The sequence below is a fragment of the Streptomyces sp. PTY087I2 genome, from assembly GCF_001687325.1.
In the GTDB taxonomy this organism is placed as follows: Bacteria; Actinomycetota; Actinomycetes; order Streptomycetales; family Streptomycetaceae; genus Streptomyces.
This window is the reverse complement of record NZ_LZRD01000004.1, coordinates 265,776-279,696: the sequence shown is the minus strand read 5'-3', so window position 1 is coordinate 279,696 and position 13,921 is coordinate 265,776. Positions and strand designations below refer to the sequence as shown.

The 13,921-nt window shown below is 71.0% G+C and carries 13 protein-coding genes and 1 riboswitch; of the genes, 3 read left to right on the top strand and 10 right to left on the bottom strand.

Annotated elements, in window-relative coordinates; genetic code table 11:
* The first annotated feature begins 10 nt into the window (after positions 1 to 10).
* Positions 11 to 1,270 carry a sensor histidine kinase gene (locus A3Q37_RS06085; protein ID WP_065478735.1) on the top strand — a complete coding sequence of 420 codons (1,260 nt, stop codon included), beginning with the start codon at positions 11 to 13 and terminating at the stop codon, positions 1,268 to 1,270.
* Positions 1,264 to 1,947, top strand: a complete 684-nt coding sequence (locus A3Q37_RS06080; protein WP_065478558.1) for a response regulator transcription factor — start codon at positions 1,264 to 1,266, stop codon at positions 1,945 to 1,947. The genes A3Q37_RS06085 and A3Q37_RS06080 overlap by 7 nt, the downstream gene beginning before the upstream one ends.
* 3 nt (positions 1,948 to 1,950) lie before the next feature.
* Here the strand turns inward: A3Q37_RS06080 and A3Q37_RS06075 are convergent, their stop codons facing one another.
* The 9 genes from A3Q37_RS06075 to rpsB form a co-directional block, all read right to left on the bottom strand.
* Positions 1,951 to 3,012 carry an ABC transporter ATP-binding protein gene (locus A3Q37_RS06075; RefSeq protein ID WP_065478555.1) on the bottom strand — a complete coding sequence of 354 codons (1,062 nt, stop codon included), beginning with the start codon at positions 3,010 to 3,012 and terminating at the stop codon, positions 1,951 to 1,953.
* A 5-nt stretch (positions 3,013 to 3,017) separates the two neighbouring features.
* Entirely contained in the window at positions 3,018 to 4,634 is a 1,617-nt protein-coding gene (locus tag A3Q37_RS06070; RefSeq protein ID WP_065478732.1) for an iron ABC transporter permease, read from the bottom strand.
* A gap of 74 nt (positions 4,635 to 4,708) precedes the next feature.
* Complete coding sequence (locus A3Q37_RS06065; RefSeq protein ID WP_065478553.1) at positions 4,709 to 5,806, bottom strand: thiamine ABC transporter substrate binding subunit; 1,098 nt, start codon at positions 5,804 to 5,806, stop codon at positions 4,709 to 4,711.
* Between the two features lie 81 nt (positions 5,807 to 5,887).
* Positions 5,888 to 6,004: riboswitch (TPP riboswitch) on the bottom strand.
* Positions 6,005 to 6,313: 309 nt separating this feature from the next.
* Positions 6,314 to 7,420 carry a 23S rRNA (adenine(2503)-C(2))-methyltransferase RlmN gene (gene rlmN / locus A3Q37_RS06060; protein ID WP_006127920.1) on the bottom strand — a complete coding sequence of 369 codons (1,107 nt, stop codon included), beginning with the start codon at positions 7,418 to 7,420 and terminating at the stop codon, positions 6,314 to 6,316.
* Positions 7,421 to 7,529: 109 nt separating this feature from the next.
* Positions 7,530 to 8,624: a phosphatidate cytidylyltransferase gene (locus tag A3Q37_RS06055; protein ID WP_065478550.1), complete on the bottom strand. Its 1,095-nt coding sequence runs from the start codon at positions 8,622 to 8,624 to the stop codon at positions 7,530 to 7,532.
* Positions 8,624 to 9,181 carry a ribosome recycling factor gene (frr, locus tag A3Q37_RS06050; RefSeq protein WP_006127917.1) on the bottom strand — a complete coding sequence of 186 codons (558 nt, stop codon included), beginning with the start codon at positions 9,179 to 9,181 and terminating at the stop codon, positions 8,624 to 8,626. The genes A3Q37_RS06055 and frr overlap by 1 nt, the downstream gene beginning before the upstream one ends.
* Positions 9,182 to 9,304: 123 nt before the next feature.
* The gene (pyrH, locus tag A3Q37_RS06045) at positions 9,305 to 10,081 is read right to left on the bottom strand and encodes a UMP kinase (RefSeq protein ID WP_006127916.1); all 777 of its coding nucleotides are present in this window, start codon (positions 10,079 to 10,081) and stop codon (positions 9,305 to 9,307) included.
* A gap of 161 nt (positions 10,082 to 10,242) precedes the next feature.
* Positions 10,243 to 11,079, bottom strand: coding sequence for a translation elongation factor Ts (gene tsf / locus A3Q37_RS06040; RefSeq protein WP_006127914.1), 837 nt, complete (start codon positions 11,077 to 11,079; stop codon positions 10,243 to 10,245).
* A gap of 99 nt (positions 11,080 to 11,178) precedes the next feature.
* The gene (gene rpsB / locus A3Q37_RS06035) at positions 11,179 to 12,087 is read right to left on the bottom strand and encodes a 30S ribosomal protein S2 (RefSeq protein ID WP_065478547.1); all 909 of its coding nucleotides are present in this window, start codon (positions 12,085 to 12,087) and stop codon (positions 11,179 to 11,181) included.
* A gap of 322 nt (positions 12,088 to 12,409) precedes the next feature.
* On the opposite strand from rpsB, the gene A3Q37_RS06030 reads away from it, so the two are divergent.
* Positions 12,410 to 13,270 carry a murein hydrolase activator EnvC gene (locus A3Q37_RS06030; protein WP_065478729.1) on the top strand — a complete coding sequence of 287 codons (861 nt, stop codon included), beginning with the start codon at positions 12,410 to 12,412 and terminating at the stop codon, positions 13,268 to 13,270.
* A gap of 68 nt (positions 13,271 to 13,338) precedes the next feature.
* Here the strand turns inward: A3Q37_RS06030 and A3Q37_RS06025 are convergent, their stop codons facing one another.
* Positions 13,339 to 13,896: a TetR/AcrR family transcriptional regulator gene (locus A3Q37_RS06025; RefSeq protein WP_029182420.1), complete on the bottom strand. Its 558-nt coding sequence runs from the start codon at positions 13,894 to 13,896 to the stop codon at positions 13,339 to 13,341.
* Positions 13,897 to 13,921: the final 25 nt, after the last annotated feature.

The window sequence follows — 13,921 nt, the reverse complement described above, 5'->3', positions numbered from 1 at the left end:
GAATCTCCGTATGACGCGCACCATCACGCCGGACCGCCCGGCCGCCACCGCCCCCGAAGCCCCGCCGCCGGACCGCGGGCTGCGACGACGGCTGCGGGACTGGGCGGCGGCACCCTCGTACGCCTGGCTGACCGCGGCGGGGCTGACGCTCTTCGCGGTGGTGGAGCTGGCCCTCGTACCGGGTTCGGCGGCCACGGCGTTCGGGGTGCTCGTCTGCACGGCTTCGCTGGCGCTGCGGGCGATGTGGCCCGCCGTCGGGTTCCTGACCGTGGGCGCGGCCCTGCTGAGCTTCGGGACCGACGGCAACATGGCGTACGCGACCATCGCCGGTTCCCTGATCGGCTGTTACACCCTGGGGCGGCACCGGGTGCAGCATCCGGCGATCCTCGTGCTGGCCGGTTCGCTGGCGGCGCTGACGGTCAACCTGGTGCACATCGACCGGTGGGCCCGGGACGGCTCCCCCGGGCTGCCCGCGCTCCAGGGCACCGACCGGTTCAGTCTCGGGCTGTACGCGGAGACGCTGGTGCTGACGGTGCTGATCCTGGGCGCGGTGAGCACGGGCGACGCGGTGCGGGCACGCGAGGAGACCCGGCACACCCGGGCGGCCGCCCAGTCCCGGCTGCTGGAGATGGAGCGACGGCAGGCGGCCGAGGCGGAACGGGCCGCGATAGCGAGGGAGTTGCACGACATGATCGCCCACTCGGTGTCGGTGATCGCGGTCCGGGCCGAGAGCGCCACGTACACGACTCCGGATCTCTCGCCCCCGGCGCGGGACGCCTTCCAGGAGATCGCGGGCACCGCACGCTCCTCGATGGCGGAGCTGCGGCGGCTGCTCGGGGTGCTGCGGACGGGCGACGCCACCTCACCGGCCCCGCTCACCGCCCCGCAGCCCTCCCTGGCCGGACTCGATGAACTCCTGGACCAGCACCGGGCGGTGGGCGGTGCGGCCGGGCTGCGGATCAGCGGCGAGCGGGTTCCGCTGCCCGCGTCCTGGGAGCTGTCGGCGTACCGGATCGCCCAGGAGGCCCTGACGAACACCCGTCGGCACGCCCCGGGTTCGCACGCGGTCGTGGAACTCCACTACGGCACGCGCGTGTTGACGGTGCGCGTGACCGATGACGGGCCCGGCCCCGATCCTTCCGCCCCCACCGGGCGGGCGGGGCACGGGCTGGTGGGGATGGCCGAACGTGCCTCCCTGCTCGGCGGAGCGCTCACCACGGGCCGGGGTCCGGCCGGCGGCTTCCTCGTGGAGGCGGAGCTGCCGTGGTGATCCGGGTGCTGGTGGCCGACGACCAGGCCGTCGTCCGCACGGCGTTCGCCGGCCTGCTGAACACGCAGGACGACATCGAGGTGGTCGGAGAGGCGGAGGACGGCGAACAGGCCGTGCTCGGCGCGGCCGAACTGCGTCCCGATGTGGTCCTGTTGGACATCCGGATGCCCCGCCTCGGCGGCATCGACGCGGCGCGCGAGATCGTCGCGGCGTCGAACGGGGCGACCAGGGCGCTGATGCTGACGACGTTCGGCCTGGACGAGTACGTGTACGACGCTCTCACCGCCGGAGCCAGCGGCTTCCTGCTGAAGGACGCGACCTTTCCCGAACTGCTGCACGCGGTACGGGTGGTGGCGGGCGGTCACGCCCTGCTGGCCCCCGAGATCACCGGGCGGCTGATCGCGGAGTTCGCCCGGCAGCGGGTCAGCGCTCCCCCGCCGCGCTCGATCGAGGGGCTGACCGCGCGCGAGGCCGAGGTGCTCGTCCTGATCGCCCGGGGGCTGTCCAACGCGGACATCGCCGACCGGCTGACCATCACCGACCACACGGTGAAGACCCACATCAACCGGCTGTTCGCGAAGATGGGGCTGCGGGACCGGGCGCAGGCGGTGATCCTGGCGTACGAACTGGGGCTGGTGGTGGCGGGAGCCAACCACCCACGGCCGGACGGCCCCTGAGGGTCACGCCGGGTCGTCGGGGTCGGGTGAGGCGCTGGGACTCGGGGCGCCCGCCAGCACCACCGTCTCCGCCGCGTCGAAGCGGACGCCCACGACCGCGCCCTCGTCCGGGGTGTCCCGCAGGGCGCATTCGGCCTCCAGCACCGGCGCGTTCTCGGGCAGCAGCCGTACGGTCACATGGTTCCCCTGGAAGGTGCGGACGCCGACCGTGCAGCGCAGGCCGTCCTCGGGGGCGCCGATCCGGACCCCGGCGGGCCGGACCAGGAGATCGGTCTCGCCCTGCGGGGAGCCCTCGGGCACCGGGATCTTGCCCCAGGCGGTGGCGGCGGCCTGGCCGGTGACCGTGGCGGGGGTGACGTTGTCGAAGCCGAGGAACCGGGCGACGAACGCGGAGGCCGGGCGCTGCCAGACGTCCAGCGGGGTGCCCTCCTGCGCGATCCGGCCGTCCCGCATCACGACGACCCGGTCGGCGAGCGCGAACGCCTCGCCCTGGTCGTGCGTGACGGCCAGCACGGTGGTTCCCAACTCCTGGAAGAGCGTGCGGAGTTCCACGACGAGCCGTTCGCGCAGGCTCCGGTCGAGCTGCCCGAGCGGCTCGTCGAGCATCAGGAGCTTCGGGCGCGGGGCGAGCGCGCGGGCCAGGGCGACGCGCTGCTGTTCGCCGCCGGAGAGCGCGGCGACGGCCCGGCGTTCCGCGCCCGGCAGGCCGACCAGCTCCAGGAGTTCGCGGACCCGGCGCTCGGTCTCGGCCCGCCCGGTGCCGTGCATCCGCAGCCCGAAGGCGACGTTGGAGCCGACGTCGCGGTGCGGGAAGAGCTGGTGGTCCTGGAACATCAGGCCGAGCCCGCGCCGGTGCACGGGGACGCCCGCCTGGTCCTGTCCGGCCAGCAGGACCCGGCCGCCGTCCATGGGCTGGAGCCCGGCGACGGCCCGCAGCAGGGTGGACTTCCCGCTGCCGCTGGGCCCGAGGACGCAGACGATCCGGTGGTCGGCGACCTCCAGGTCCACCGCGTCGAGCGCGGCCCGCTTCCCGAACCGTACGGTGGCGGCCTGCAAGCTCAGCATGTCGTTCAGAACTCCCCGGATCGGTCGGTGCGGATACGCTCCAGGAGCAGCAGCGACACCGCGCACACCAGCATCAGAATCGTGCTCAGGGCCATCGCCTGGCCGTAGTTGAGCTCCCCGGACCGGCCCAGCAGCCGGGCCACGGCGACCGGCAGGGTCGGATTGTCGGGGCGCGCGATGAACACCGTCGCGCCGAACTCCCCGAGGGAGACCGCGAACGCGAAGCCCGCCGCGACGAGCACCGCCCGTCGCACCAGCGGCAGATCGACCTCCCGCCAGGCCCGCAGCGGCGATGCCCCGAGCACGGCGGCGGCCTCCCGCAGCCGGTCGTCGACCGCGCGCAGCACCGGCAGCATGGTCCGTACGACGAAGGGGACGCCGACCAGCGCCTGGGCCAGCGGGACCAGGATCCAGGAGGTCCGCAGGTCGAGCGGCGGCTTGTCCAGGGTGATCAGGAAGCCGAAGCCGACGGTCACGGCGGAGACCCCGAGGGGCAGCATCAGCAGCGCGTCGAAGCCCCGGACCAGCCGCCCGGCCCGCCGGGTCAGGGCCGCAGCCGCGAGCCCGCCGACGACGAGGGCGATGAGGGTCGCGACGAGCGCGTACCGCAGGGAGTTGCCGACGGCCTCCAGCGGCGGCACCAGGAAGGTGGAGGAGCCGCCCGCCCCGACCGACTGGAGGGCCTCGTAGTAGCCGAAGCCGTAGCTGCCGGGCCCGTCGAAGGAACGCTCCACCAGCACACCGAGCGGCAGCAGGATCAGCAGCAGTGCCGTCAGCAGTACGCCGCCGAGCAGCGCCCACTGACCCACGCCACGCGGCCTGCGGGAGGTCTGCGCCGGGTCGACGAGCTTCAGCGCCCGTTCCCGGCGGCGTACGGTCGCGGCGTGCACGGCGAGGATTCCGCCGACCGCGGCGAACTGCACCAGGGTCAGCACGGCGGCGGTCGGCAGGTCCAGCAGCTGCGCGGTCTGCCGGTAGATCTCCACCTCCAGGGTGGAGTACGCCGGTCCGCCGAGGATCTGTACGACGCCGAAGGAGGTGAACGTGAAGAGGAAGACCATCAGTGCTGCGGCCGCGACGGCGGGGGCGAGCGCGGGCAGCGTCACGCGGCGGAACGCGGCGAACCGTCCGGCCCCCAGCACCCGCGCGGCCTCCTCCTGGCGCGGGTCGAGCTGCGACCAGAGCCCGCCCACCGTCCGTACGACCACCGCGTAGTTGAAGAAGACGTGGGCCAGCAGGATCGCCCACACGGTGGTGTCGAGGCGGACGCCCCACAGCTCGTCGAGGAGCCCGCCGCGCCCGAGCAGCGCCAGGAACGCGGTGCCGACGACGACGGTGGGCAGCACGAACGGCACGGTGACGACCGCCCGCAGCACCTGTTTGCCCGGGAAGTCGAAGCGGGCGAAGACGTATGCCCCGGGGAGGGCGATCAGCAGGGTGAGCGCGGTCGAGGCGAGGGCCTGCCAGGTGGTGAACCAGAGGACGTCGAGGATGTCCGGCCGGCTCAGCACCTCGCCGATCCGCCCGAACTGCCAGTCGCCCTCCGCCTTGATCCCGCGGCCGACGATGGCGGTCACGGGATAGGCGAAGAACAGCGCGAAGAACGCGACGGGCACGGCCATCAGGCCGAGCCGCACCGCGGCCCCGCGCCGCCCGGACCCGCGACCGGCGGGCCGGGCGGACCGCTTCTCGATCCCTACTTCAGGACCAGCGACTGCCACGACTGGATCCACTGCTCACGGTTGGCGGCGATCTTCTCGGGCGTGACGGCGGGAGGCGTGTCGACCTTCTCGCCGTGCTTCGTGAACAGCTCCGGCAGCTCGGCGTCCGTCACGACCGGGTTGACGAACATGTTGAGCGGCATGTCCTCCTGGAACGTCTTGCTGATCATGAAGTCCAGCAGCGCCTTGCCGCCCGCCTCGTTCTTCGCCCCGGTGAGCAGCCCGGCGTATTCGGTCTGCCGGAAGCAGGTGCCGGTGGCGACTCCGGTGGGGGCCTCCTTCGGCTGCGGGTCGGCGTAGAGCACCTCGACGGGCGGGCTGGAGGCGTAGGAGACGACGAGCGGCCGGTCGGCCTTGGCCTTCTTGCCGCCCGCGGAGCCGGAGAACTCCTCGTTGTACGCCTGCTCCCAGCCGTCCACGACCTTGACGCCGTTGGCCTTCAGCTTCTTCCAGTACGCCTCGTAGCCGTCCTCGCCCTCGGCGGCGATGGTGCCGAGGAGGAAGCCGAGACCGGGCGAGGAGCTGGCCGCGTTCTCCGTGACGAGGAGGTTCTTGTACGCGGGCTTCAGCAGGTCCGCGAAGGTCTTCGGCGGCGCGAGCTTCTTGTCGGCGAAGTACTTCTTGTCGTAGTTGACGCAGATGTCACCGGTGTCGACGGGCGTGACGCGGTGCTTCTCGTCCGTCTGCGTGTCCGGCGCGACCCGGTTCAGGCCCTTGGCCTCGTACGCGGTGAAGAGACCGTTGTCGAGGGCGCGGGAGAGCAGGGTGTTGTCGACGCCGAAGAAGACGTCACCGCGCGGGGAGCCCTTGGTCAGGATCTCCTGGTTGAGCGCGGCCCCGGCGTCGCCGCTCTTGAGGGTCTTGACCGTGTAGCCGGTCTCCTTCGTGAACGCCTTCAGCACGTCTTCCGAGACGTTGAAGGAGTCGTGGCTGACCAGGGTCACGGTCTTGGAGCCGCTGCCCTTGGACGCCCCGGAGCCCGCCGAGCCGTCCTCGCTGCCGCAGCCGGCGAGCACGGTGACGCCGAGCGCCGCCGCGAGCGCGGTCGCCGCGTACTTCTTGGTGGTGTTCATGTGATTCCTCCTGGAGGTGACCAGGAAGAGACGCGGCCCCGCCCGCTGTCCGGCGAACCGGAAGCGGGCAGGGCGCAACAGCTTGAGTAAGGTCCGAACTTCCTACCCGGAATGACCCGGGCGAGGTTCAGAGGGTCTGCGGCCAACCTGTCCTTGGTGCCGCACTCTCAGCGCTGTGGCGCTCCCCTGTCGGAATATGAAGTTGATTTCGGCCCAGGCTACACCGGCGGTTTTCGGCCGGACCGGAGAGGCCGGGGAACTCCGGCGCCCGGAGGCCGCCCGCCCGAGAACCTCCTACGCCAGGCCCTAGGGGGTGTCTTGCCGATCATGCCGGGCTCGCGTGCCCTGGCACCGCACCTCGCGGCGTTGTCGTCGGTCGCCGACGCTCCTTCCCCAAGCTCTCAACTCCGTTCGAGCAGGGGAGACCCCATCCGACTCCCTCCTCCGCCTTGCGATGCACGGCACCAGACCCCGCTCCCTGATCCGGCCTGATCGACAAGACACCCCCTAACGCTCGGAGGCCGCCAGCTGACCGCAGGCCCCGTCGATCTCCTGGCCGCGGGTGTCCCGGACGGTGACGGGCACGCCGTGGGCCGCGATGGCCTCGACGAACGCCTTCTCGTCCTCGGGGCGCGAGGCGGTCCACTTGGAGCCGGGCGTGGGGTTCAGCGGGATCAGGTTGACGTGCACCCGCTTGCCCTTGAGGAGCCGGCCGAGCAGGTCGCCGCGCCAGGCCTGGTCGTTGATGTCGCGGATCAGGGCGTACTCGATGGAGATCCGGCGGCCGGACTTCTCGGCGTACTCCCAGGCGGCGTCCAGGACCTCGCGGACCTTCCACCGGGTGTTGACGGGGACCAGGGTGTCGCGGAGCTCGTCGTCCGGGGCGTGCAGCGAGACGGCGAGGCGGCACTTGAAGCCCTCGTCGGCGAAGCGCAGCATGGCCGGGACGAGGCCCACGGTGGAGACGGTGATCCCGCGCTGCGAGAGACCGAGGCCGTCCGGCTCGGGGTCGGTGAGCCGGCGGATGGCGCCGACGACCCGCTTGTAGTTGGCGAGGGGCTCGCCCATGCCCATGAAGACGATGTTGGAGAGCCGGGCGGGACCGCCGGGCACCTCGCCGTCGCGCAGGGCGCGCATGCCGTCGACGATCTGGTGCACGATCTCGGCGGTCGACAGATTGCGGTCGAGACCGGCCTGCCCCGTGGCGCAGAAGGGGCAGTTCATCCCGCAGCCGGCCTGCGAGGAGATGCACATCGTGACGCGCTCCGGATAGCGCATCAGGACGGACTCGACGAGCGTCCCGTCGTGCAGCTTCCACAGGGTTTTACGGGTGGTGTCGTCGTCGCAGCTGATGTGCCGGATGACGGACATCAGCTCGGGGAACAGCGCCTCGGCGAGCTTCTCCCGCGACGCGGCCGGGATGTTGGTCCACTCCGCCGGGTCGTGCGCGTACCGCGCGAAGTAGTGCTGCGAGAGCTGCTGGGCGCGGAACGGCTTCTCGCCGGTCGCGGCGACCGCTTCCTTGCGCTCGGCGGGCGTGAGGTCGGCGAGGTGCCGCGGCGGCTTCTTGGCTCCGCGGGGCGCGACGAAAGTGAGTTCTCCGGGCTTAGGCATGGTTCATCCAGTGTCGCAGACATACGGGTGAGGGCCCGCCGCCCTGTGGACGACGGACCCTCACTCGTGGAACGTGCAGGTGGGACGGGGTCCCGGGGTGCCGTGGCGGTCAGCCGGAACCGACGAACAGCACCAGCAGCAGCCACACGACCGGTGCGGTCGGCAGGAGCGAGTCCAGCCGGTCCATGATGCCGCCGTGGCCGGGGAGCAGGGTGCCCATGTCCTTGATCCCGAGGTCCCGCTTGATCATGGACTCGCCCAGGTCGCCCAGGGTGGCGCTGGCCGCGACCGCGAGGCCGAGCAGCAGGCCCTGCCACCAGGCGCCGTCGTCGATCAGGAACTCCATGCAGAGCGCGCCGGCGACCATGGCGAAGGCGACCGCGCCGAGCAGCCCCTCACGGGTCTTGCCGGGGCTGATGCGCGGAGCGAGCTTGTGCTTGCCGAACCGCCAGCCGACCGCGTACGCCCCGGTGTCACTGACCACCGTGAGGACGAGGAAGGTCAGGACCCGCCACGGCCCGTCGTCCGCCGTCAGCAGCAGGGCGACGAAGGTGGCCAGGAAGGGGACGTAGAACGCCGCGAAGACCCCGGCGGTGACGTCCTTGAGATATCCCTCCGGTGGCTCGGTCATCCGCCAGACCAGCACCGCGAGGGCGGTCAGGGCCATGGCGACCCAGGCTCCCTCGGGGCCCCGGGCGTAACCGGCGATAACCATCGCGGCTCCGCCGACGGCCAGCGGGATCAGGGGCGCCTTGATGCCCTTGCGCTCCTGGAGACGGGAGGTGAGCTCCCAGAGGCCGACGACGACGGCGATCACTATGACGCCGATGAAGACGGCCTTCACGATGAACAGCGAGACGCCGATGACGGCGCCGAGACCCACGCCGACCCCTATGGCGGCGCGCAGATCACGCCCCGCGCGCTTCTTCTGCGGCGGGGACGGCAGCGGGGTGGACATGGGCTCCTGCGGCATCTCGTCACGGAACAGGGGGCCGCTGATGTGCGCGGCCCCGTCCCGGTCGTCGCGGCTCTGCGGCTCTCTGTCTGCGTCTCTACCTGCGTCGGGAACGTCCGGCACGATGGGCATGGGCCGAGTCTGCTGGGCGCCGTGCACATCGTGGGCAGGACCCGCCGGGGCAGCCCTCATCTCGGGCGTGCCCCAGTATCCGGCTCCTTGCGGGGCGCCCCAGGAAGAGTCGTTCATCAGACTTCGAGCAGCTCGGCTTCCTTGTGCTTGAGCAGCTCGTCCACCTGCGCGACGTACTTCGCGGTGGTGTCGTCGAGCTCCTTCTCGGCGCGGCGCACCTCGTCCTCGCCGGACTCCTTGTCCTTGACGAGCTTGTCGAGGTTCTCCTTGGCCTTGCGGCGGATGGAGCGGATCGAGATCTTGGAGTCCTCGGCCTTGGTCTTGGCGACCTTGATGTACTCCTTGCGGCGGTCCTGGGTGAGCTCGGGGAAGGTCACCCGGATGATGTTGCCGTCGTTGCTCGGGTTGACGCCGAGGTCGGAGTCGCGGATCGCCTGCTCGATGTTGCGCAGAGCGGTCTTGTCGAACGGCGTCACGACGGCCATCCGCGGCTCGGGAACCGAGAACGAGGCCAGCTGGTTGATCGGGGTCAGCGCGCCGTAGTAGTCGGCGACGATCTTGTTGAACATCGCCGGGTGCGCACGGCCGGTACGGATCGCGGCGAAGTCCTCTTTCGCGACGACAACGGCCTTCTCCATCTTCTCCTCGGCCTCGAGGAGGATTTCTTCGATCACCACGTGCTCCTGCGTGTCTTGGGTGGGCCCGGCGTCGTCATCGCCGCGCCCCTGCGGGTCCTGCGTCGCGTCCTCACCTGCACGGTGTCCGACCGGCAGGCCGTTGTCCATCCTGGGGGGCCGTCAGGCCCGGGTGCTCTCGTCGCTCACGAGCGTGCCGATCTTCTCACCCTTGACCGCGCGAGCGATATTGCCCAGGGCGGTCAGCTCGAAGACGAGGATCGGCAGCTTGTTGTCACGGCAGAGCGTGATGGCGGTGGCATCGGCGACCTTCAGGTCGCGGGCGATCACCTCGCCGTACTCCAGTGCGTCGAACTTCACCGCGCCGGGGTTGGTCTTGGGGTCGGAGTCGTAGACCCCGTCCACACCGTTCTTCCCCATGAGCAGCGCCTCGGCGTCGATCTCCAGGGCGCGCTGCGCGGCGGTGGTGTCGGTGGAGAAGTAGGGCATGCCCATACCGGCGCCGAAGATCACCACGCGCCCCTTCTCCAGGTGCCGTACGGCACGGAGCGGGATGTACGGCTCGGCGACCTGGCCCATGGTGATGGCGGTCTGGACGCGCGAGTCGATGCCTTCCTTCTCCAGGAAGTCCTGGAGCGCCAGGCAGTTCATGACGGTGCCGAGCATGCCCATGTAGTCGGACCGGGCCCGGTCCATGCCGCGCTGCTGAAGCTCGGCACCACGGAAGAAGTTGCCTCCTCCGATGACCACCGCGATCTGGGCGCCGTCGCGGACGACGGCGGCGATCTCGCGGGCGATGGTGTGCACGACGTCGGGGTCGACGCCGAGACCGCCGCCGCCGGCGAATGCCTCACCGGAGAGCTTCAGCATGAAGCGCCCGGAACCCTTGTCGTCGTCGCGCTTGTCGTCGGCCTGAATGGCGTCCGCGCCCTTGTCCATGGAAATTCTCCTCGTGCACATACGAAGAAGGCCATTGCCGGTGGGTCTGATGTCCCTACAGCGGCAATGGCCTCCTCGTCAGATCTGCGGTCGTCCGGCGTGGGTGCGGCCGTCGACTGCGTCAGACCCTATCGGGTCCGACGCTGTTCGCCCGGACGGACTCAGATGCCGACCTTGATGCGCGAGAAGCGCTTCAGGGTGACACCGGCCTCGTCCAGGACCTTCTGGACGGACTTCTTGGCGTCCAGCGCGTACGGCTGGCCCAGGAGGGTGGCCTCCTTGAAGAAGCCGTTGACCCGACCCTCGACGATCTTCGGGAGGGCGGCCTCGGGCTTGCCCTCGGCGCGGGTGGTCTCCTCGGCGACGCGGCGCTCGGCCTCGACGACCTCGGCCGGGACGTCCTCGCGGGACAGGTACTTCGGGGCGAAGGCGGCGATGTGCTGCGCGATGCCCTTGGCCAGCTCGGCGTCGGCCTTGTCCAGCTCGACCAGAACACCGATCTGCGGGGGCAGGTCGGGCATGGTGCGGTGCATGTACACGGAGACGTACTCGCCGGTGAACTGCGCGAAGCGGTCCAGGACGATCTTCTCGCCGAGGTTGGCGTTGGCCTCGTCGACGTACGCCTGGACGGTCTTGCCGGGCTCGATCTCGGAGGCGAGGAGCGCGGCGATGTCGGCCGGGGAGGTCGCGGCGACGTGCGCGGCGAGCGTGTTGGCGACGGCCTGGAACTTGTCACCCTTGGCGACGAAGTCCGTCTCGCACTTCAGCTCGAGCAGAACGCCGGACGTCTTGTCCTCGGAGATGAGGGAGACGACGGCGCCGTTCTCGGCGGAACGGCCCTCGCGCTTGGCGACGCCCTTCTGGCCCTTGATACGGAGCGCCTCGACGGCCTTGTCGACGTTGCCGTCGGCCTCGTCGAGCGCCTTCTTGCAGTCCATCATGCCGGCGCCGGTGAGCTCGCGGAGCTTCTTGACGTCAGCGGCGGTGTAGTTCGCCATGAGTCTGTATGTCTCTCTCGAAGTCTGAAAGATCTACGGGTGAACGGCGGGGGGGACGCGTGTGGCGTCGGCCCCCGCCGTCAGCAGCCGTGACGGATGTCAGGCCTGCTCGGCGTCCGCGGCCGGAGCCTCGGCCTCGGCGACGGCCTCGGCCGGCTTCTCGGCGTCGGCGACCTTCTCGGTCTCGGCGGAGGACTGGGCCTCGGCGGCAGCCGCGGTCTCGTCCTTCTTGTCGCCCTCGAGCAGGTCGCGCTCCCACTCGGCGAGGGGCTCGCCGGCGGCCTTCTCGCCCGGCTTCGAGTCACCGGTGGCGGCACCGGAGCGGGCGATGAGGCCCTCGGCGACGGCGTCGGCGATCACGCGGGTGAGCAGGGTGACGGAGCGGATCGCGTCGTCGTTGCCCGGAATCTTGTAGTCGACCTCGTCGGGGTCGCAGTTGGTGTCGAGGATCGCGACGACCGGGATGTGGAGCTTGCGCGCCTCACCGACGGCGATGTGCTCCTTCTTGGTGTCGACGATCCAGACGGCGCTGGGCACCTTCTGCATCTCGCGGATACCACCGAGGGTCTTCTCCAGCTTGGCCTTCTCGCGCGAGAGGACCAGGAGCTCCTTCTTGGTGAGGCCGGAGGCGGCCACGTCCTCGAAGTCGATGAGCTCCAGCTCCTTCAGGCGCTGGAGGCGCTTGTAGACGGTGGAGAAGTTGGTGAGCATGCCACCGAGCCAACGCTGGTTGACGTACGGCATGCCGACGCGCGTCGCCTGCTCGGCGATGGCCTCCTGGGCCTGCTTCTTCGTACCCACGAACATGATGGAGCCGCCGTGGGCGACGGTCTCCTTGACGAACTCGTAGGCGCGGTCGATGTACGACAGCGACTGGAGCAGGTCGATGATGTAGATGCCGTTGCGCTCGGTGAAGATGAAGCGCTTCATCTTCGGGTTCCAGCGACGGGTCTGGTGACCGAAGTGGACGCCGCTTTCCAGCAGCTCCCGCATCGTGACGACGGCCATGGCCGTACTCCTTGAGGTACTCGGTTATCGCGACCGCAGGTTTGCGTTCGCGCCTGACGCCCCGACGCGCCGTGCCACGAGGGACCGAGGAGCGCGGCCACCTCCGGGAAGAGGGAGGTGGCGGGGCGTGCGAAGTCGACCCGGTGACCCGGATCGCCGTAAGAAGTGTACGGGACCGGGTGAGTGCCGGGTGACGGCGATGTCCATGGCCGGGTGACGGCAGTGCCACGGGCGGGTGACGGGGATGTCCACAACCGGCGAGTAGTCCACAGGAACGGTCCATGATCCCCGGAATCCCGGCCTCCGGGACATGGTGGCGGACATGCGCCACCAGCCCGGCCCACGCCGCTTCCCCGCCCACCGTCCCCTGCTGTTGCTCCTGTTCCTGGGGCTGCTGCTGTACGTACTGCTACCGGCCGGTCCGGCTGGGCTGGCAGGGCAGTCCGTGCCGGACACGGCTGTCGTGCCGGCCGGGGCGTCGGTGTCGCTTCCGGATGCGGATGCGGATGCCGGCGCGGATGCCGATGTGGACACGGGCGACGGGGACACGGGCGGCCGGGACACAGACGGACGGGTCACAGACGACCTGGACACGGACAGCGGGGCGCGGAGCTGGCCGCTGGCGGGGAGGCCTGCGCTGTTACGGGGGTGGGAGCCGCCCGCCGGTCCGTACGGGCCCGGCCACCGCGGCGTGGACCTCGCGGCGGAGCCGGGCGCCCGGGTGCTGGCCGCCGCCGACGGCCGGGTGTCGTTCGCGGGGCGGGTGGCGGGACGCGGGGTGCTCGCCATCGAGGTGGCCGGGAGCGGTTCGCCGCCGCTGCGCACCACGTACGAGCCGGTGCGGTCGCTGGTCGAGAAGGGCGCGAACGTGCGCGCGGGCCAGCCGGTCGCGGTGCTGGAGGCGGGGCCGTTCCACTGTGCGGCGGGCTGCCTGCACTGGGGGCTGCGGCGCGGGGACGCCTATCTGGACCCGCTCTCGCTGCTGCCGCCCGGACTGTTACGGAGAGGGCCTTCGCGGTTGCTGCCGGTGTTCGGGGTGCCGGAGCCGGGCCCGCCCAGCCCCTCCGGCGTTCGAGGAGCGGGGTCCGGGGCGGAGCCGCACCCACCACCCAGCTCCTCCGGCGTTCGAAAAACGGGGTCCGGGGCAGAGCCGCACCCACCCCCCAGCCCCTCCGGCGCTTGAGGAGCGGGGTCCGGGGCAGAGCCCCGGTTCGGGAAGCGGCGGGGCGTTCCGCCGGAGGCAAGGGCGGGTCAGCCGCTCACACCGCGCAGGACCATCGCGACGGCGGTGTCCGCGATGACGCCCGGCTCTTCGGCGACACCCAGTTCGATCCGGCGTACGGCGGCGTCGACCGACCCCTGGAGGAGCATGGCGGCCAGCCTCGGCTGCGTATGGCCCAGATCGCCGAGCGCTTCGACGATCATGGCGATCAGCCCGCCGTGCGCGGCCCGGATCTTCTCCCGGGCGCCGGCGTCCAGCTCGCTCGCGGAGATGGCGACGACCGCGCGGTGGCGGCGGTCGCCGACGAGGTCGAGCTGCCGGCGCACATACGCCTCGATCTTCGCCTCGGGCGTCTCGGCGCGCTGCATGGCGTTCTCGACCTCGGCCGCCCAGACGGGGAAGTCGACGGCGCACAGCTCCTCGACGACGGCGGCGCGGGAGCGGAAGTACTCGTACACGGAGGACCGCGCGAGGCCCGTGCGCTCGGCGAGTGCGGGGAAGGTCAACGCTTCCGTACCGCCCTCGGACAGCAGGGAGCGCGCGGCGTCCAGGAGGGCGCCGCGCTGCATGGTCCGGTGCTCGGCCACGGAGGCCGCTCGAATCCTGGGCACG